General features: G+C 76.5%; 15 protein-coding genes. 6 read left to right on the forward strand and 9 right to left on the reverse strand.

The window, feature by feature from the left end; genetic code table 11:
* Positions 1-95: 95 nt before the first annotated feature.
* Together ACFU74_RS18360 and ACFU74_RS18365 are read left to right on the forward strand one after the other, a co-directional pair.
* Positions 96-872: a class I SAM-dependent methyltransferase gene (locus ACFU74_RS18360; RefSeq protein WP_380757804.1), complete on the forward strand. Its 777-nt coding sequence runs from the start codon at positions 96-98 to the stop codon at positions 870-872.
* Positions 869-1951 (forward strand): prenyltransferase, encoded by a 1083-nt coding sequence (locus ACFU74_RS18365; protein ID WP_380757806.1) that lies wholly within the window; start codon positions 869-871, stop codon positions 1949-1951. Before ACFU74_RS18360 ends, ACFU74_RS18365 begins: the two co-directional genes overlap by 4 nt.
* Before the next feature lie 66 nt (positions 1952-2017).
* Here the strand turns inward: ACFU74_RS18365 and ACFU74_RS18370 are convergent, their stop codons facing one another.
* From ACFU74_RS18370 to ACFU74_RS18390, 5 genes are all read right to left on the reverse strand, one after another.
* Positions 2018-2989, reverse strand: a complete 972-nt coding sequence (locus ACFU74_RS18370) for a hypothetical protein (RefSeq protein ID WP_380757808.1) — start codon at positions 2987-2989, stop codon at positions 2018-2020.
* A 260-nt stretch (positions 2990-3249) separates the two neighbouring features.
* Entirely contained in the window at positions 3250-4377 is a 1128-nt protein-coding gene (locus ACFU74_RS18375) for an N-acetylmuramoyl-L-alanine amidase (protein WP_380757811.1), read from the reverse strand.
* A 7-nt stretch (positions 4378-4384) separates the two neighbouring features.
* Positions 4385-5647: a hypothetical protein gene (locus ACFU74_RS18380; RefSeq protein ID WP_380757813.1), complete on the reverse strand. Its 1263-nt coding sequence runs from the start codon at positions 5645-5647 to the stop codon at positions 4385-4387.
* Positions 5648-5875: 228 nt separating this feature from the next.
* A complete protein-coding gene (locus ACFU74_RS18385) occupies positions 5876-6532 on the reverse strand; it encodes a class I SAM-dependent methyltransferase (protein ID WP_380757815.1) in 657 nt (218 codons plus the stop codon).
* A 214-nt stretch (positions 6533-6746) separates the two neighbouring features.
* Positions 6747-8105: a M48 family metalloprotease gene (locus ACFU74_RS18390; protein WP_380757817.1), complete on the reverse strand. Its 1359-nt coding sequence runs from the start codon at positions 8103-8105 to the stop codon at positions 6747-6749.
* A 161-nt stretch (positions 8106-8266) separates the two neighbouring features.
* Between ACFU74_RS18390 and ACFU74_RS18395 the strand changes: the two genes are divergently transcribed.
* Entirely contained in the window at positions 8267-9361 is a 1095-nt protein-coding gene (locus ACFU74_RS18395) for an alcohol dehydrogenase catalytic domain-containing protein (RefSeq protein WP_380757819.1), read from the forward strand.
* Positions 9362-9439: 78 nt separating this feature from the next.
* Here the strand turns inward: ACFU74_RS18395 and ACFU74_RS18400 are convergent, their stop codons facing one another.
* From ACFU74_RS18400 to ACFU74_RS18415, 4 genes are all read right to left on the reverse strand, one after another.
* Positions 9440-9595 (reverse strand): hypothetical protein, encoded by a 156-nt coding sequence (locus ACFU74_RS18400; RefSeq protein WP_380757822.1) that lies wholly within the window; start codon positions 9593-9595, stop codon positions 9440-9442.
* Between the two features lie 365 nt (positions 9596-9960).
* Positions 9961-10104: a VenA family class IV lanthipeptide gene (locus ACFU74_RS18405; protein WP_380757824.1), complete on the reverse strand. Its 144-nt coding sequence runs from the start codon at positions 10102-10104 to the stop codon at positions 9961-9963.
* A 144-nt stretch (positions 10105-10248) separates the two neighbouring features.
* Positions 10249-12264, reverse strand: a complete 2016-nt coding sequence (locus ACFU74_RS18410; protein WP_380757826.1) for an alpha/beta fold hydrolase — start codon at positions 12262-12264, stop codon at positions 10249-10251.
* Positions 12261-15386: a lanthionine synthetase LanC family protein gene (locus ACFU74_RS18415; RefSeq protein ID WP_380757828.1), complete on the reverse strand. Its 3126-nt coding sequence runs from the start codon at positions 15384-15386 to the stop codon at positions 12261-12263. The genes ACFU74_RS18410 and ACFU74_RS18415 overlap by 4 nt, the downstream gene beginning before the upstream one ends.
* 647 nt (positions 15387-16033) lie before the next feature.
* Here ACFU74_RS18415 and ACFU74_RS18420 point away from each other — a divergent pair.
* The 3 genes from ACFU74_RS18420 to ACFU74_RS18430 all read left to right on the forward strand — a co-directional run.
* Positions 16034-16870 carry a Nif3-like dinuclear metal center hexameric protein gene (locus ACFU74_RS18420; protein ID WP_380757830.1) on the forward strand — a complete coding sequence of 279 codons (837 nt, stop codon included), beginning with the start codon at positions 16034-16036 and terminating at the stop codon, positions 16868-16870.
* Between the two features lie 23 nt (positions 16871-16893).
* Positions 16894-17637 carry a zinc ribbon domain-containing protein gene (locus tag ACFU74_RS18425; RefSeq protein WP_380757832.1) on the forward strand — a complete coding sequence of 248 codons (744 nt, stop codon included), beginning with the start codon at positions 16894-16896 and terminating at the stop codon, positions 17635-17637.
* Positions 17638-17641: 4 nt separating this feature from the next.
* On the forward strand, positions 17642-18781 hold a 1140-nt coding region (locus ACFU74_RS18430; protein ID WP_380757834.1), incomplete at its 3' end, for a bifunctional RNase H/acid phosphatase.

Raw genomic sequence — 18781 nt, forward strand, 5'->3', positions numbered from 1 at the left:
GTGCGCACCGCGCGCCCTCCGCGTGCGTCACGCGCCCCGCAATTTATCTGACTCGGCGTCAGGAACCTTGGGTACCGAAGGAATGGGAGTCCGCAGTGCTGACCGTTGATTTCTCGCGCTTCCCGCTCGCCCCCGGCGACCGGGTGCTCGACCTGGGCTGCGGCGGGGGGCGGCACGCGTTCGAGTGCTACCGGCGCGGGGCCAACGTGGTCGCCCTCGACCAGAACGCCGAGGAGATCGCCGAGGTCAGGAAGTGGTTCGCCGCCATGGAGCAGGCCGGCGAGGCTCCGGAGGGCGCGTCCGCGGTCGCGATGGAGGGCAACGCGCTGGCCCTGCCGTTCGAGGACGACCACTTCGACAAGATCATCATCTCCGAGGTGATGGAGCACATCCCCGACGACAAGGGCGTGCTCACCGAGATGTTCCGGGTCCTCAAGCCCGGCGGACTGCTCGCCGTCACCGTGCCGCGCTGGCTGCCCGAGAAGATCTGCTGGGCGCTCTCCGACGAGTACCACGAGGTCGAGGGCGGCCACATCCGGATCTACCGGGGCGACGAGCTGCTCGACAAGCTCAAGGACGCCGGCCTGGAGCCGTACGGCACCCACCACGCGCACGCGCTGCACTCGCCGTACTGGTGGATCAAGTGCGCGGTCGGCGTGAACAACGACAAGGCGCTGCCGGTCAAGGCCTACCACCAGCTGCTGGTCTGGGACATCGTCGGCACCCCCGTCGTCAGCACCCTCACCAAGGCCGCCGAGCGGGCGCTCAACCCGGTCATCGGCAAGAGCTTCGTCGCCTACGCCTCCAAGCCGCACCGGGCCGGGACGCGGGGCGGCGCCGCGGCGGAGCGGGCGACGGGCGGGGCGGAGTGACCGCCGCCGTCCCCGAGGTCCTGCTGCTCGACGGGGTGCTCGACGCCGAACAGGCCGCCGGCACCGTCCGCAGCATCCTCGCCGAGCAGCAGCCCGACGGCGCCATACCGTGGTTCCGCGGCCACCACCTCGACCCCTGGGACCACACCGAGGCGGCGATGGCGCTGGACACCGCCGGCGAGCACGCCGCCGCCGAGGCCGCCTACCGCTGGCTGGCCGCGCGCCAGAACCCGGACGGCTCCTGGTACGCCGCCTACGCCTACGGGCTGCCGGACCACGCCGACGGCGCGGTCTGCAACGCGGCCAAGGAGACCAACTTCTGCGCCTACGTGGCCGTCGGCGTCTGGCACCACCACCTCTCCACCGGCGACGACGCCTTCCTGGAGTGGATCTGGCCGACGGTGCGGCGCGCGCTGGACTTCATCGTCGCCCAGCGGCTGCCCGGCGGACCGATCGCCTGGCGGGTCGACGAGCACGGCACGGCCACCGACGAGGCGCTGCTCACCGGATCCTCCAGCATCCTGCACGCGCTGCGCTGCGGGCTGGCCGTCGCCGACTACCTGGAGGAGCCGCAGCCCGACTGGGAGCTCGCGGCCGGCCGGCTGCGGCACGCCGTCTCCCACCACCCCGAGCGGTTCCTCGACAAGGACCGCTACTCGATGGACTGGTACTACCCGGTGCTCGGCACCGCGCTGCGCGGCCCGGCCGCGCTGGAGCGGATCGCCGGGGGGTGGGACCGCTTCGTCGTCCCCGGCCTCGGCGTGCGCTGCGTCAGCGACCGGCCCTGGGTGACCGGCGGCGAGAGCGCGGAGCTGGCGATGGCGCTCTGGGCGGTCGGCGAGTCCGACCGCGCGGTGGACATCCTGCGCTGGATCCAGAAGCACCTGCGGCACGCCGACGGCTCGTACTGGACCGGGTACGTGTTCGAGGACGACGCGATCTGGCCCGAGGAGCGCACCACCTGGACGGCGGGGGCGCTGCTGCTCGCGGTCGCGGCGCTCGGCGGGGACCCGGCGACGGTGGCGGTGTTCGGCGGGGAGGAGCTGCCGGCCGGGCTGGTGGTCCAGGACTGCTGCTGACCGGCGCGCGGACGGAAGAAGGGGCGGGACCGGATCTCTCCGGTCCCGCCCCTTCGCCGTACGGGGTCAGCCGCGCTGGATGCCCGAGGTGTCGGCCAGCACGCCCTGGGTGCCGTCCTGGAGCTGGGCGACCAGCGCGGTGCCGCGCTGCTCGACCGCCAGGTACCAGGTGCCCGGGACGAGCTCGCCGACCGGGGCGCCGACCGGGTTGTCCTTCGGGGCCAGCTGGCGCGGCGCCGGGACGGCGAACCAGAACGGCGCGAAGTCGGCGGCCGGGGCCGGCTGCTGCGCGGCCTGCTGGGCGGCGGCCTGACGGGCGGCCTCGGCCTCGGCGGCCTGCGCGGCCGCGGCCTGGGCCTGCTGGGCGGCGACGTCCTGCGGCTGGCCCTGGCCCGGGACCGGCTGGCCTGCCTGCGGGGTCGGGTAGCCGTAGCCACCGGGCTGGCCGGCGAACGCGGGGGACTGCGCCTGGTTCGGGTCCTGGCCCGGGCCCGGGTAGCCGTAGTGGCCGGGCTGGCCGGGCTGGCCGGGCTGGCCCGGCGCCGGGTAGCCGCCGCCGGGCGGGAAGGCGGCGGTGGCGGCCGGACGGTCGGTGACCAGCGGGGTCTTGAGCGCGGGGATCAGCTGGCCGCCCGCGGCCGCACCGGCCAGGACGATCAGTGCGATGACGGCGAGCCAGGCGCCGATGCCGTGGCCGATGCCCTCCAGGCCGCCGCCGAGCGACCACAGCGCGGCCCAGAGCGCGGCCACCGAGAAGGCGATGCCCCACTGGTCCAGGCGCAGGCCGAGGATCTGGCGGTTGACGGCCGCCTGGCCCTGGAAACGCTGGACCAGGATCAGGGCCGCGGCGAGGATGCCGAGCAGGAAGACCGAGGGCAGGACGGGGAACAGGACGCTGTCCCAGGCGTTCGTCGAGGTGTCGCCGCAGTACTTGCCCTTGCAGTCGACGGTCCAGTACGGCAGGAAGGAGGCGATGAAGAGCAGGACGGCCGCACCTGCGACGGCGGCGTCTCCCTTGGTGAGAGCGCGCAGATTCACTAACGTTCCCCTCGTTGGTGTGTCGTGGTCGGCGGGTTTCGGTTCCGGCGCCCGGCCGGTGTGGTGTCGGCGCCCGCCCGGTCCACTGACCGGCCGGAAAACCCCGAACGGACCAGAAGCCTAGGGCCAACGGCCGCGCGGGTGCACGGCAGGGCACGGGAACGGGGCGAAGTCGTTGCAAACCACGCGGTTCCGACCAGGTGGTTTCCGGCTCCGGCCCGCCGGGCTCCGCCCCGGACGGCACCGGGCTCCGCGGGCTCCTACCGGGTGGTCAGGAACGCCGTCAGCGCGTCGGCGATCCCCTGGGCGGCCTGCTGGCGCCACTGAGGATCCGTCATCCGGCGGGCGTCCGCCGGGTTGCGCATGTTACCGCACTCGATGAACACCTTGGGGACGGTCGAGAGGTTCAGTCCGCCGAGGTCGGAGCGGGTGTCCAGGCCCTGGCTCGCGGTGTAGTCGGCATAGGGCTCGCCGGTCGCCCGGTGGAAGTTCTCGCGCAATAGGAGGCCGAGCCGGTGCGAGGGGTCGACGATCGCCGCGGTGTTCGCCTTCCCCGCGACCACCTTGGCGGGCATGATCACATGGAACCCGCTGCCGCTCGCCGGGCCGCCGTCGCCGTGCACCGAGACCGCCGCGTCGGCGTGGGAGGTGTTGCCGGCCCGGGCGCGCTCGTCGATGCACGGGCCCCAGGGGCGGTCGCCGTCGTGGACCAGCACCACGGTGGCGCCCCGGGCGGCGAGGATCGTCCGGGCCCGGCGGACCACGTCCAGGGAGTAGTCGGCCTCGGTGTAGCCGGCGTCGGTGGAGGTGCCGGTGGTGTCGCACTCCTTGCGGGCGTTGCCGATGTCGACCTTGCGGTTGATCTCGGCGGTGTGGGCGAAGCTGCCGGTGTTGTGGCCCGGGTCGAGCAGGACGGTGCGGCCGGCCAGGGTGGTGGTCGTGGGGGCGGCGGTGGGTGCGCCGGGTGCGGTGGGGGCCGGGGCGGGGAACGCGGGGTCGGTGGCGGCGCCGGTGGTGGGGGCAGGGGCGGGGCCCGTGGCGGCGGGGCCGGGCGTGTCGGTGCTCGTCGCGGCGGGTGCGGTGGGGGCCGGGGCGGGGTCGGGGGTGCCCCGGTCCGGGCCGCCGACGGCCTGCCAGCCCAGCCAGCCCGCCAGGCCGAGCGGGGCCAGCACGGCGGCCGCGGTCACCGTGCGCAGCAGCGGGGACCGGCGGCGCGGGCCGGCGGGGGCGTCGTCGGGTGCGGCGCTGTCGGGGGAATCGCTGCCGGATGCGTCGTCGGGCGCGTCGTTCGCGGGGGCGGCGGCGTCGACCGGGTCCGTCGGCCGGGGCGGCTCGGTCGGTCCGGCCGGCTCGGTCCGCGCGGCCCGGTGGCGGGTGGTGCGAGTCACGGGTGGGTCAGATCCGGTCCTGGGTACGGGCGGTGAAGCCGAACTGGTCGGCGATCACCTTCCACTTCGTCACGAAGTCCTTCTTCGCCTGGGTGGCCCTGGGGTTGAGCTCGTCGGCGCGCTTCTTGTCGGCGGTGTTCGGGGCGCTGCCCGAGCAGCCCTGGTTGGCGACCGTCCGGGCCCAGCTCGCGTACGCCCGGTCGATGTCGGCGGACAGCTGCCAGGCGGACTTCAGCGACTGCACGGCCTCCGCGCCGCCCGGGAGGTCGGTGGCGCTCAGCGTGGCCAGCTTGGCGAGGAGCTCGTCGCGCTGCTTGGCGCCGTTGTCGAAGACCTGCGCGGCGGCGTCGATGTCGGGCTTGGCCGGGCAGCTGTTCACCTTGGCGACCGCGTTGCCGATCGGGGCCTTGGCGCTCTCGCCCTGGCCGAGCAGCTCGTCCAGGGCCTTGGCCTGGGCCTGCGCGTTGGGCCCGCCGGCGGTCGCGGTCGGGCTGGGGGTCGCGCTCGCCGCCGCGCTGTCGGAGGCGGCCGGGGTCGGTGCGCCGGCCGAGCCGCTGGGCGCGGGGGCGGGCGGCGGGTTCCCGGACGCGTCGGCGCCGCCGGTGGCGGCGGCGGACGGGGCGGCGGGGCCGGCCTGGTCGGTGTCGGGGCCCTTGTCCCGGATCGCCCAGAGGACGCCGCCGCCCAGGGCCAGCACGAAGAGCAGGGCGAAGGCGATCAGCAGCGGCGCCCGCCGGCTGCCGGCGCCGTCCTCGTCGTCGGGCTCCGCGTAGCCGGTCGGATAGTCGTGCTGGGGGTAGTCGTGCTGCGGGTACTCGTGCGACGGGTGGCCGGGCTGAGGGGGGCCCGGCTGGTAGTGGCCGGGGTGGCCTGGGTGGCCGTACGGGGCCTGGGCGCCGTAGCCCTGCTGGGGCGGCGGCGGGAACGCGGCCTGCTGCGGGTGCCCGGCCTGCTGCGGCGGCTGGTGGGGCGGGCCGTAGGACGGGCCGGCGGCCCGGGCGGCCTGCGGGAACGCCGGGTCGGCCCGGGGCGGCAGCGGCCCGGGGGCGGCGGGCTGCGGCGGCACCGGCTTGGGGAGGAAGGCCGTCGGGGCGTCGTCGGCGGGCGACTGCGGGGGGAGCGGGGGCGCGGCGGGGGCGGTCGGCGGCGGGGCGGGCGCGGCGGGAGCCGCCGGCGCGGGGGGCTGCTGGGGACCGCGCACCCAGCCGCCCGCACCGCCCCGGGCGGTCGGGTCCCAGACCGCCGGAGCGGTGTTCTGCTGGTCCGTCATCTGTGCTGGCCCCCACGGTCGGCCCGGGTGCGCTCCGCCCGGATGCTCTCTGCTGGTGTCATGCGGCCGTGCCGCGATCGCGGGCGTCCGCGACCGCGCGGACACCGTACCGTTCGCGCCCCCGCCCGACAGCCCCGGCACGACGTTAGAGCATCCGTGATCGCCCGTGGGCACGGTCGGCCGATTCCGGACACCCCGGCCGGCGCCTGGTCGCGTGGGGGGAGCCGCTCAGCCGGCGGCGCGGCGGCGCAGGACGCGCAGCGACCCGGTCACCGAGACCTCCTCGAAGCCCTCGTCCAGCGCCCGCAGGTACACCCGGTAGGGCGCCTGGCCGCCGTCGGCCGGGTCGGGGAAGACGTCGTGGACCACCAGCAGGCCCTCGGGCGCCAGGTGCGGCGCCCAGCCCTCGTAGTCGGCGGTGGCGTGCTCGTCGGTGTGGCCGCCGTCGATGAAGACCAGGGCGAGCCGGCCGCCCCACAGCGCCGCGATCTGCGGCGAGCGGCCGACCAGCGCGACCACGTGGTCCTCCAGCCCCGCCGCGTGCAGGGTGCGGCGGAACCGGGGGAGGGTGTCCATCCGGCCGACCTCCGGGTCGACTAGCGTCGGGTCGTGGTACTCCCAGCCGGGCTGCTGCTCCTCGGAGCCGCGGTGGTGGTCGACGGTCAGCGCGACGGTGCCGGCCTCCCGGGCGGCGTCGGCCAGCAGGATCGCGGAGCGGCCGCAGTAGGTGCCGATCTCCAGCACGGGCAGCCCGGTCCGGCGCGCGGCGGTCACGGCGGCGGCGTACAGCGCGAGGCCCTCGTCGACGGGCATGAACCCGGTCGCGTCCTCGAACGCGGCCAGCACCTCGGGCCGGGGGCGCGTGGAATCCAGGAGGTCGGACATGGTGCTGCTCCTCGACGGGGGTGCCGGTGTGTTTGCTGGTCGCCGTCGGACCCTACTCGACGGTACGTCCCCGGGCCGCGGGCGCCCTCGCACCCCTGCCCTCGCACCCCTGCCCCCGCACCCCTGCCCCCGCACTCTTCTGCGCGGAGCGGCGCCTGAGTGGGAAGTCGGCCGGTCCGACTTCCCACTCCGGGGCCGGGCGTGCGGCGGTCGGTCAGCCCGCGAGCAGGGCGCGGGCGACCCGGGTGCCGTGCGGGGCGAGTTCGGCGGCGATGGCGGCGGTCTCGTCCGGCGCGCAGGTGACGGCCGCCGGGAGCGGCGCGCGGCGGCCGAGGAGCGCCAGCCGCAGATGGGTCGGCGGGTGCGAGGCGTCCACCGTGTGGCCGTCCTTCCGCGAGCGGCGCAGCAGCCGCTCGCGCTCCAGCGGCGGGATCGCGGCCAGGTGCTCGCGCAGCTGCGGCCAGAGCGCGGTGACGTCCGGTCCCGGAGCGGCGTCCCGCCGCCCGGACCGCGGCCGGGACTGGATCTCGGCACGCAGCCGCATGGTCACCGTCCCGGTCGCCGGACCGAGCAGCAGCGTCTCCAGCATCCCGCCCGCCGCCTCGGTCGACGCGACCCGGGCACCGAACCCGTCGGCCCTGTACTCCGCCTGCTGCCCGGCCCGCGCCGTGAGCCGGTCGAGCAACAGGTAGGCCCGGTAGGGCAGTTGGCTGACGAGGTGCAGGAAGGCGTTGCCGATGTGGTCCCCGATCAGCGACAGCAGCGCCACCACGCCGTACCCTCCCCGGGGCCGCTCGCGCGGCCGGGAGAGGTCGTACCAGTGCGCCAGCGCCCCCATCGCCGAGCCGAGCCACAGGCCGCGCCGGTTGTCGCCGTTGACCTGGTGGGCGAGTTCGTGCCCGAGCAGCGCGACCCGCTGCCGGTCGTCCAGCGCCTCCCAGAGCGGCAGCCCGATCGTGAGCACCGACGTCCGGCGCAGCCCGACCACCCCCATGGACGCGTTGAAGTCCTCGGTGACCCGGATCACCCCGACCGGCGGCGCCCCGAGCGCGGCGGCGACCCGGTCGGCCAGCCCGTACAGCGCGGGGGCCTCGGCCCGGCTCAGCACGCCCGTGCCGCTCGGCACCCGGCCGAGCCGTGGCCGGAGCAGGAAGGCGACGGCGAGCAGGAGCGCGCCCAGGCAGCGCAGCGGCGTGTTGCCGGTGACGAGCAGCCAGGCGGCCGCCCCCGCCACGGCGAGGGTGACGGCGTGGACCGGGACGGCGAAGGCCGAGGCGGCGAGCCAGTCGCGGCGGGTGGTGTCGCTGCGGCCGGCCACGACCTCCTCGAACAGTCGCTCGGTCCGCTCGGCCGCCGCCCGCTCCCGGGCCAGCTCCTTCGCGGACCTGGCGCACTCCGCGGCGGCCTCCTCGGCGGGAACGAGGTTCCACTCGCAGGCCGGGCACCAGGCGGTGAACCGGGGGTCGGGGTCGATCGGCCCGGAGCACGCCGGGCAGGAGCGGGGGCGGTCGGAGGCGGACAACGTGGGCGCAGGTGCGGGCGCGGGAGGCAGCGGAGCGGCGGGGTTCGGCACGGCGGCTGATCATGCCAGGCGCCCCGGACCTGGGGGAACCCTTCGGTCCGTCGGGCTTCACCGGTTCGAGGGGCGCGGGTGGAACGTGTTCTACTCCGCCCCGGCGCGCCGTGCCAGAATCGGCCCGACCAGCGATCCGAGACGGACCCCGGAGCAGCCCCATGCGCGCAGCCATCCTGCACAAGACCGGTCAGGAGACGCTCGACGTCCGCGACGACGTCGAGGCCGTGGGCTTCGGTCCCGGCAAGGTGCGGGTCCGGCTGCGCGCCGCCAGCCTCTGCCACTCCGACCTCTCGGCGATGAACGGAGTCCTGCCCCAGCCCGCTCCGTTCGTCCCCGGCCACGAGGGCGCCGGGGACGTCGTCGAGGTCGGCGAGGGGGTGACGGACCTCGCCGTGGGCGACCGCGTGGTGCTCTGCTGGATGGCGCCCTGTGGCCGGTGCGCGCACTGCGGGAACGGCCGCTCGCACCTCTGCGTGGCCAGCCTGCGGCGGCTCGGTGCGCCCAACTTCCGCTTCGGCCCGGGCTCCGGTGCCGGGTCCGGTGAGGCGTCCGGCTTCTACGGCACCGGCGCCTTCGCGGAGGAGGTGGTGGTCGAGCGCGACGCCCTGGTCCCGGTGCCGGCCGACCTCCCGTACGAACTGGCCGCGCTGATCGGCTGCGGCGTGACCACCGGCATCGGTGCCGCCGTCCACACGGCGCGCGTCGAGCCGGGCGCGTCGGTCGCGGTGATCGGCGCCGGCGGCGTGGGCGTCGCGGCGGTGCAGGGCGCGCGGGTCTGCGGTGCGGGCCGGATCGCCGTGGTCGACCCGGTGGTCTCCCGCCGGGAGCGGGCGCTGGCCTTCGGCGCCACCGAGGCGCTCGCCCCCGAGGACCTCAAGACGGTGGCCAGGAGCCTGCCGGGCGGCGGCTTCGACTACGTCTTCGAGGCGGTCGGCCGTTCGGCCACCGTCCGGGCCGGATACGGCGCGGCCCGGCGCGGCGGCGCCGTCGTGGTGATCGGCGCCGGGGCGCAGGACGACCTCGCGAGCTTCAGCATGGGCGAGCTGTTCTTCAACGAGAAGCGGCTGCTGCCCTCGCTGTACGGCGGCGCGCCGCTGGTGCGCACCGTCGCGCTGGTGGTGGAGCTGTGGCGGGCCGGGCGGATCGACCTCGCGGGGATGATCACGCACCGGGTGGAGCTGGCGGAGGTCAACCGGGCGCTCGCGCAGATGCGCAGCGGCGAGGCGCTGCGGACGGTCGTGACACCGGGCTGACGCCCTGCTGAACGGGGGTGGGGTGAACGGGGCGGGGCCCGCCGGACGTCGTCCCGGCGGGCCCCGCGGCGCGGTCGATCAGCCCTGGTCGGCGGCGGCCCGGTGACGGCCGTGCGGGTCGGCCTCGGGGCTGTCGTCGGCGGCCGACGGGCCGCGGTGGCGACCGTGCGAAGCGGTGTCCTCGGCCGTGGTCTCGTCGGTGTCGGTGAGGGTGTCGGACATCAGAATCGTCATTTCCTTGCGAGGGTGCAGATGCTTCGGCGCCCGGCCGGCACATCCTGGGCGCGGTCCGTACCCCGGCCGCCACCTTAACCGCCGGGGCGGGCGAGATCCTATCGATGTCACCCCGCCCGCCCGAGCACCGGCACGTCCCCGAGCAGCGCACTCACCCACCCGCATCCGGCCCGGACCGCCCCGGAGCGAGGGGCCGACGGACCCGACCTCCCGCGCCGCCCGGCGGGCGCGGCATCGGTGCGGCGGCGTGGCGTGGGAAGTCGGCGGGTCCGGCTTCCTGCGGGGGCAGCGCTGCGCCGTCTTCGCCTGTCCGGACAGGCGAAGACGGCAGCAGGGGCTTTCGTGCTACTCGCCGGTCTTCACTGCTAGCTGATGGTGAAGATCAGGCAGGTCAGGATGAGACAGGTGTACTGGCAGCCGCCGCCGTGGCCGGTCAGCCCGACGGACTCGGTCTCCGGCAGGTCCTGCAGGGCCGCGAGGTCGGTCTCGAAGTCCACCATGTTCTCCATGATCGGGTTCCTCCCCTTGATGGTTGCGCCCGTCGCGATGTGCGGTGCGGGCGCCTCTCGGTGACCCCGGGCGGCTAGGTCCGCCGCCGTGGGGTGGTTCCCCCGGCCGCGCAGGGCCGGGGAGTCCGTGGGTTCGGCGCGGGCCTATCCCGGGCGGCCGGTGCGGAGGAACGCGGCGAGCAGTTCGTGCAGCACCGCTCCGCCCTCCTCGGCGAGGACCTCGTGCCCGGCCCCCGCCGCCTCGACGTAGCGGAAGTCGGTCCCCTCCGTGCGTCCGATCCGCAGCAACTCGTGCCGCAGTGCACGCGATTGGCTCACCGGCACGACCTCGTCCCGGTCGCCGTGGACGACCAGCAGCGGTGCCCCGATCCGGTGCGCGAGCTGGAGCACGTCGCGCGGCCCCCGGGCGTCCGCGATCGGCTCGCCGCCGCCCAGCCGGGTGGTCAGCGCCCGTACGGGGGGCGAGGCTTCGGTCAGCAGCCGGGCGCCCGACAGGAACGGTGCGACGACCGCGCAGCGCGTCACGTGCTCGGCCGGCGCGTGCGCGGTCGCCAGCAGGGCGAGGAACGCGCCGTAGCTGACGCCGAACAGGGCCGGCGGCTCCAGGCCCAGCGCGGCACGCTGGCCGGCGACGGCCTCCAGCAGGTACAGCACGTCGTCGAGGTCCGGCCCGCCCCAGGCGCCCCGGATGGCCATCGCGTGCGCCAGCCCGTAGCCGGTGGAGCCGCGTTGGTTCGGCGCGAGCACGGCCAGGCCCTCGGCGGCCATCCGTTGCAGGGCCGGGTCGAACTCCAGCCGCCAGGCGTCCGCCGGCCCGCCGTGCAGTGCCAGCACCAGGTGCGGGCTGCTCAGCCAGGCGTCCCCGCCGTACACCACGGCCTCCAACGGCCCGGCCGGTCCTGCGAGTTCGAGGCTCTGGGCGGGGTGCCAACGCCCGCCGTCGCCCGGTTCCGCGGAGCCCTCCAGGCGCCAACCGGGCGGCGGTGCGCTGGAGTTCGCGCGGCCGACGGCGCCGGGCCGCCAGGGCAGGACGGTGTCCCGCCAGGGCCCGGGCAGTCCGGAGCCGAGCGGCGCCAGTTGCAGCGGCAGCGGCATCGGCGTCGGGGCGGACACGGTGGCCGCCGGGTCGTGCGCCAGCAGCGCGTCCACGTCCAGGGTGGCGAGCGCGGTCGGGTGGTCGGGCGCCGAGTACGGCACCCGCAGCCCGCCTGCCGACCAGTTCCCCACCGCGCCGATCCGCCCGGGCGGGACCGGCAGCGGGTCCAGCCGCCCGGCGGCCGGTCGCCACAGCGCGAGCGAGCAGCCCGCGCCGTGGTCGACCTGGATGGCCACCCGGGCCCCGTCCTCGCCCGGCCGCAGGGCCACCGGCCGCAGGAACATGCCCGCGACGTGCAGGGCCTCCGGGAACCGCAGCGGTTCGCCGCCGCCCAGCACGCCCCAGCCGATCCGGTCCGCGCCGGGCGCGTCGCTGCGCACCATCGCGAACCGGCTGTCCGGGTCGAAGAGCACCAGTCGGTCGTTGCTGCGCCCGCCGATCTCCAGCAGCGGGGTGACACCGGCGGTGCGCAGGTCGAGCGCCACCGTGCGGACCAGGCCGTCGCGCACCCGGTCGAGCGCCAGCAGCGTGCCGGTGTGGTCCAGCCAGACGCCCCCGCCGTGCAGGCCCGGGATCTCGGCGACCTGCTGCGGCGCGGAACCGTCGGCCCGCACCAGCCAGACCGTGGTGGCCGGCCGGGTGTCGCTGCCGAGGGCCAGCGCGACCGGCGCCCCGGGGCCGGACGGCGCGCCCGCCGGGAGCGGCAGGAGGCGCAGGCCGGGCATCCGCAGGGTGGCCAACGGCCGTTCGGTGGTCGACGGCCGGCCGTCGGGGGCGGTGGCGGCGTGGAGCGTGACCAGGTCGTGCCGTTCGCCGTCGTGCCGGCAGACCAGCACCGAACCGTCGGGCAGGGCGACCAGTTGGGAGCGGAGGCTCTCGAAGCGGTTGGCGGGCAGGTGCAGGCCGGCCGGGGTGGCGGGCCCGTCCGTCGGGAGGCGCCAACTCTCCACGTACCAGCCGCCGTCGGCCGCGGAGGCGAGGCAGGCGGCGTGGCCGCCGTCGGCGGAGAAGGTGAAGCTGAGCCGGCGCAGTGCCCGGGTGGTGGCGCGGGTGGCCACGGTCATGTCGTCACCGTCCCGGGCGGGTTCGGGTTCGGGGTCGGGGTCGGGTCCGTCCAGAGCCGGGGGCCGCCGTGTCGCAGTCGGAGGAGGAAGGCCAGCGCGCCCGCCGTTCCGGTGCCGTACGCGGGGGCGGAACCGGTGCCGGTCTCGTCCGGCAGGACGGTCAGGCCGTCGCGCAGGGCCGACCTGGCGGCGATGAGGGCACCCAACCGGCCTGCTGCGGCGTGGTGGTCGGGATCTCCGGTGGCCTCGGCGAGGTCGAGCAGGAACTCGCCGTCGCCGGCCAGGCCGTGGCAGGCGGTGGTGCCGCTGTGCCAGCGCCCGGCGGTCACCGCCCGGCCGGCGGCCACGGCGAGCCGGTGCGCCTCGGTGTCGCCGGTGGCGCGCCAGAGCCGCACGAGGAAGGTGCCCACGCCGGAGGAGCCGCTGCACCAGTGCGCCAGCCGGACGTGCTCGGGGTCGTCGGCGCTCTGCGGCCACCAGGCGGCCGGGGCTCCGGTGGAGGCCGAGGTGTCGAGGCGGGCGGTGGCGGCGAGCGTGCGGCCCGCCGCGCGGGCGCCGTCGAGGAGCGGGCCGTCGCCGGTCGCGCCGGCGGCGGCCAGGAGGAAGGCGCCGACCCCTGCGACGCCGTGGGCGTGGCCGAGGTGGGTGATCCCGGCGAGCGCGGAGTCGAAGTCCGGCGGCACCGGCCACACCGTCCCGTACGGCGCCTGCTGTGCGGCGGCGAGCAGGCCGTGGCCGCAGCGGACCGCCCGGTCGAGGAACCGGGCCGGTCCCGCCACTGATCCCTCCGGACCATCCGCCGCACATCGGAGCTGGAGGAAGCCGGCACCGGCCGCGCCGTGGCAGACGTCCGGGTTGGGCCACTCGACGGGTATCCGGCCGGCCAGCTCGGCCGCCCGCCCGGCCAGGGCGTGGTCGCCCAGGGCGCGGGCGGCGTCCAGCAGCGCCCAGGCGGCGCCCGACCGGCCGAAGTGCAGGCCGGGCAGGACGACCGGCTCGGCGGCGCACCGGCGCTCGATCCAGTCGGCGGCGGTCCGGGCGGTCGTCCGGGCGGTCTCCCGGACGTCTTCGGGCAGGCCGGCGGTCGCGGCGGCCCGGGCGAGTACGGCCAGTACCCCGGCGGCGCCGTGCTGGACGTTGCACGGGTCGGACCGCTCGCCGGCCGGCACCACGGGCCAGAGGCGGTCCCGCCGGGAGGGCGTGGCGGTGACGGCGAGCTGCCGCAGTCCGTCGTGCAGCACCCGGTCGAGGACGGCCGCCGCGCGGTCACCGCTCGCGGCGCGGCCTGCGCGCACGTGGCGGGAGCGCGGGCCGTCGGGGCGGGCGGCCTTCGGAAGCGGCGGCACGCCGTCGGCGCCGGGTGCGCCGACGTCGGTCACGGGGGCTACGGGCGGGGCGTCGTCCCCGTCGCAGGGCGTCCCCGGAGCCTCCGTGTCCCAGAACGAGGAGAGGGGCACGCACACGCCGGCCGGCTGCCCGCCCTCCGGCGGCTCCTCGGCGGCGGGCTCCGGTGCCTCCGGCCAGGGGGCGGGGTCGGCGGCCGTCAGGGACTCCCGGACCCGGGGCAGGCTCCAGCGGTCCCGCGGGTCCTCCGCGCGGAGGCCGAGGACGGCCGGGGCGAGCCGGTGGGCGGTGGTGCCGCAGCGGGCGGCGAGGGCCAGCCAGCGGCCCAGCCGGTCGGCGACCGGGCGGGCGTGCGGGAGGTCCTCGGGCAGCAGCGGGTCGTGGCCGGTGGCGAGGAGGAAGAGGAGCCCGCCGAGCGCGTACAGGTCGGCCTCCGGTTCGGCCGTGCGGACGCCGTCGCCGCCACGGCCCGCCGCGAGTCCGGCGAAGGGGCCGTTCCGCCGGCCGACCGGCGCGCCGGCGGAGTCCTCGGCGACCAGGGCGAGCCGCCCCGGGCCCTGCTCGGGGGCCCGGTAGCCGGGGGTGCCGGCCGAACCGGCGCGGCTGCCGGCCTCGGCGGCCAGCTCCAGGTCGACCAGCCGCAGCGAGCCGTCCGGCTGGACGAGGACGTTGCCGGGGGAGAGGTCGCGCAGCACGAGGCCCTCTCCGTGGACCCGCTCGACGAGGTCGAGCAGGGCGTGGGCCATCGGGCCGGCCTCGGCCCAGTCGACGTCGGGGCTGCCGTCGCGGCGCAGCCGGGACGCGACCCAGGCGCCCAGTGGCTGTCCGGCGATTCGTTCCTGCACGAGGAAGAGCGAGTCGTCCTGCTCGACGAGTTCGACCGGGCGCGGCGCCAGACCCTGGCCCTCCAGCCGGGCGAGCAGGGCGGCCTCGTGCCGCAGCGCGGCGCGCGCGTCCGTACCGGCGCGGTCCACCTCGATGTGCGCGCGGGCCTGCTTGACCACGACCTCGGCGCCGCCGTCGGTGTCCCGGCCGAGGAAGACGCCGCCCTTGGCGCCGTGCCGGATCGCCCCGGTGACCACGTACCGCCCGGCGAGCAGCACCCCGCCGCTGCCGCGCCGCCGCGCCGTCGGCCGTCCCGCGCCCGGCCGGTTTCCCGGGCCCGCCCCGTGCGCCCCCGACCCGTCGACGGCGGCCAGCGGGTCCCGTGCCCACGGCGGGCACCGGTACGACGCCCCGCGCACGTCCTCGACCCGCTCGCCGCCCGGCCCGCGCAGCATCGAGCGGTACCCGCCGTCGTTGCCCAGTTCGGCGCGGGCCGCGATGGCCCCGTACCGGTAGTGGACCAGGCTGCCCGGCCGGTACGGCCGGTCGGAGAGCACCACGGGACCGGGCAGGCCGTCGGTGGCCCGGTGCAGCGCGGCGGCCAGCCGCCGGAACTGCGCCTCGCCGCCCGGATAGACGGTGATGAACTTGCCGGCCGAACCCCGGTCGCTGTTGCGCGAGTTGAGCTGGTGCAGCTGCTCGGGACCGGCCGCGAACTTGAACGCGCACGGGTCCTCCGCGAGCACTTCGGTGACGGCCGCGAGCACCGCGCCGCCGACCGCCGAGGCGGCGCTGACGTGCAGCTTCCAGCCCTCGTCGGGAAGCCCGTCCGCGGACGGCCCGGCCGTGCACCAGAAGCCCCCGACGGTGACGCGCCAGCCGGCCTGCCCGCCGGCCCGCGCGTCCCCCTCGCCTCCCCGGCCTCCGGCGGCGGCCAGCGCCGTCCGCGTCATCTCCGACCACTGGCCGGCCGCATCCGGCCCGCGGTCCGCCGAGTCCGTGCCTCCGGCCGTACGCAGCGATGTGCCCGCCCCCACTCGTCACCACATCCCTTCGTCCGGTGCCGGCGCGCCCCGTCGGTGCCCACTGCTCCGGCACCGGGGCGCGCGGCCACGGCCTGAAATCGGTTCCTCGGAAATGCGCCGGGTGTGCCGTCCTGGCCGCCTCCGCCGCGGGCCCGGTCCGTCCTGCTCGCCGGGGCCGGTAGGTCCGGCGGAGCGCCTTCCCGGCCCCCTGCCGGTCGACCGGCAGGGCTGCCGTCCGGGCAACTCCCGTTCGCAGAAGTGAAGTTACGTTCGGTAGCGAGGGATGCTCAATCCGAAGCCGGTCACTTCACTCGTAAGGGTGATCCCGGTGTCGTTTCGAATTCGTGCGAACCTCCCGGTGTGCGCGGCGCACGCCCCGTCCCCCGGTGCGGACCGCCCTCGCGCGCCGGTCGAACGGGGCCGCGCCGCCCGCCCGCGCACGCCGCCACCGCAGGTTGACGCGCAGCCGTACGCCCGCACCCGCCAGGAGGAACGCGCCCGCGAGCCGCCCGCAGGCCACCGCGGGCGGAGAACCGGCGGACCGCCGCCGCCCGCGCGCACGGTAGTCTCGACAGGTGCCGAAACTGTCCGACGTCATCGCCGCCCTCGAAGAGCTGTACCCGCCGCAGTGGGCGGAGTCCTGGGACGCCGTCGGCCTGGTCTGCGGAGACCCTCAGGCCGAGGTCCGCCGCGTGCTGTTCGCCGTCGACCCCGTGCAGGCGGTCGTCGACGAGGCCGTCGAGTGGGGGGCGGACCTGGTGGTCACCCACCACCCGCTGTACCTGCGCGGCACCACCACCGTCGCCGCGACCACCTTCAAGGGCCGCGTCGTGCACACCCTGATCCGCAACGGGATCGCCCTGCACGTGGCGCACACCAACGCCGACCACGCCGACCCGGGCGTCTCGGACGCGCTCGCCGGGGCCGTCGGCGTCACCGTCACCGGCCCGCTCGTCCCGGACCCGACCGACCCGCTGGGCCGGCGCGGCACCGGGCGGGTCGGCCTGCTGGAGCCCCCGCTGACCCTCGCCGTGTTCGCCGCGAACGTCGCCAGGGGGCTGCCGGCCACCGCCGCCGGCGTGCGGGTCTCCGGCGACCCGAACCGCCTGGTCAGCCGGGTCGCGGTGTGCGGCGGCTCCGGCGACAGCCTGTTCGCCGAGGTGCGCGCGGCCGGTGTGGACGCCTACCTGACCGCCGACCTGCGCCACCACCCGGCCTCCGAGGCCGCCGAGGCGGCGCCGGTCGCGCTGGTCGACGCCGCGCACTGGGCGACCGAGTGGCCCTGGCTGCCGCTGGCCGAGCGGGCGCTGCACGGCGCCGCCGAGAAGCACGGCTGGACCGTGGAGACCCGGGTCTCCCGCACGGTCACCGACCCGTGGACCGCGCACGCCCCCATGTCCTTCCCCGCCTGACCCGATTCACAGGAGCTCTCCGCTTGAACGCCGCGCCCGCCGACCAGATCCGCCTGCTCGACCTCCAGGCCATCGACTCCAAGCTCGACCAGCTGGCCCACCGGCGGCGCAGCCTGCCCGAGCACGCCGAGATCGACAAGGTCAACGCCGACCACACCGCCCTCAAGGACCTGGTGGTCGCCGCCCAGGCCCAGCACGGCGACACCACCCGCGAGCTCACCAAGGCCGAGCAGGACGTGGAGCAGGTCCGCACCCGGGCCGCCCGCAACCAGCAGCGCCTGGACTCCGGCGCGATCACCTCGCCCAAGGACCTGGAGAACCTCCAGCACGAGATCGGCTCGCTGGCCAAGCGCCAGGGCGACCTGGAGGACGTCGTGCTGGAGATCATGGAGCGGCTGGAGTCCGCCCAGACCCGGGTCACCGAGCTGGGCGCGCGCCTGGAGCACTCCACCGTCGTGCTGACCGAGGCCGAGGGCCGCCGGGACGCCGCGTACGCCGAGATCGACGCCGAGGTGGAGAAGGTCGAGCGCGACCGCGCGGCCGTCGCCGCCGTCATCCCGGCCGACCTGATGAAGGTCTACAGCAAGCTGCGCGAGACGCAGGGCGGCGTCGGCGCGGCCCGGCTGTACCAGCGCCGCTGCGAGGGCTGCCGCACCGAGTTCTCGATCACCGAGCTCAACTCCATCAAGGCCGAGCCGGCCGACAAGGTGGTCCGCTGCGAGAACTGCTCGCGGATCCTGGTCCGCACCGCCGACTCCGGCGTCTGATCCGGTGGCGGCGCGCAGGTTCGTCGTCGAGGCGGACGGCGGCTCCCGGGGCAACCCGGGGCCGGCCGGCTACGGCGCGGTGGTCCGCGACGGCGACACCGGGCAGATCCTGGCCGAGGCGGCGGAGTTCATCGGTCACGCGACCAACAACGTGGCCGAGTACAAGGGGCTGATCGCCGGCCTGCGCGCCGCCCGGGAGATCGACCCGGGTGCCTCGGTGGACGTCCGGATGGACTCCAAGCTGGTCGTCGAGCAGATGTCCGGCCGGTGGAGGATCAAGCACCCGGACATGCAGCCGCTCGCCGCCGAGGCCCGCGAGGTCTTCCCGCGCGGGACGGTCCAGTACACCTGGATCCCGCGCGAGAAGAACAAGGAGGCCGACCGGCTCGCCAACGAGGCGATGGACGCGGGCAGGGCCGGCCGCCAGTGGGAGCCCCGGCCCGCCGCCGGGTCCGCGCCGGTCATCGTCGAGGAACCGCTGGAGACCGCCTCGCCCAGGGCGGGCTGGGCGGCCCCCGCGGACCTCGGCACCCCGACCACCCTCGTCCTGCTCCGGCACGGCGAGACGCACCTCACCCCGGAGAAGCGGTTCTCCGGAAGCGGCGGCACCGACCCGGAGCTCTCCGAGAAGGGCCGCTGGCAGGCCGAGCGGGCCGCCGAGGCGCTCGCCGCGCGGGGCTCGGTCCAGGCCGTGGTCGCCTCGCCGATGCGGCGCACCCGGCAGACCGCGGAGACCGTCGCCGCCCGGCTGGGCCTCGACGTCCGCTACGAGGAGGGGCTGCGCGAGGTCGACTTCGGCGCCTGGGAGGGGCTGACCTTCGCCGAGGTGCGGGAGCGGTACCCGGACGACCTCACCGCGTGGCTCGGCTCCACCAAGGTCCGGCCGACCGGCGGCGGCGAGAGCTTCGCCACCCTCACCCACCGGGCCGGGGCGGCCCGGGACAAGGTCCTCGCCCGCTACCCCGGGAAGACCGTGCTGGTGGTCTCGCACGTCAGTCCGATCAAGACGCTGGTCCGGCTGGCGCTCGGCGCCCCGCCGGACTCGCTGTACCGGATGGAGCTGTCCGCCGCCTCGTTCTGCGCCGTCCAGTACTACGCGGACGGCAACGCCTCGCTGCGGCTGCTCAACGACACCGGGCACCTG

Source organism: Kitasatospora sp. NPDC057500, assembly GCF_042802195.1.
In the GTDB taxonomy this organism is placed as follows: Bacteria; Actinomycetota; Actinomycetes; order Streptomycetales; family Streptomycetaceae; genus Kitasatospora.

Coding starts and splice junctions, on each gene's coding strand:
- ACFU74_RS18380 (WP_380757813.1), bottom strand. CDS start 5,647: ATGACGGACCAGCAGAACACCGCTCCGGCGGTCTGGGACCCGACCGCC.
- ACFU74_RS18385 (WP_380757815.1), bottom strand. CDS start 6,532: ATGTCCGACCTCCTGGATTCCACGCGCCCCCGGCCCGAGGTGCTGGCC.
- ACFU74_RS18395 (WP_380757819.1), top strand. CDS start 8,267: ATGCGCGCAGCCATCCTGCACAAGACCGGTCAGGAGACGCTCGACGTC.
- ACFU74_RS18400 (WP_380757822.1), bottom strand. CDS start 9,595: ATGACGATTCTGATGTCCGACACCCTCACCGACACCGACGAGACCACG.
- ACFU74_RS18405 (WP_380757824.1), bottom strand. CDS start 10,104: ATGGAGAACATGGTGGACTTCGAGACCGACCTCGCGGCCCTGCAGGAC.
- ACFU74_RS18410 (WP_380757826.1), bottom strand. CDS start 12,264: ATGACCGTGGCCACCCGCGCCACCACCCGGGCACTGCGCCGGCTCAGC.
- ACFU74_RS18415 (WP_380757828.1), bottom strand. CDS start 15,386: ATGACGCGGACGGCGCTGGCCGCCGCCGGAGGCCGGGGAGGCGAGGGG.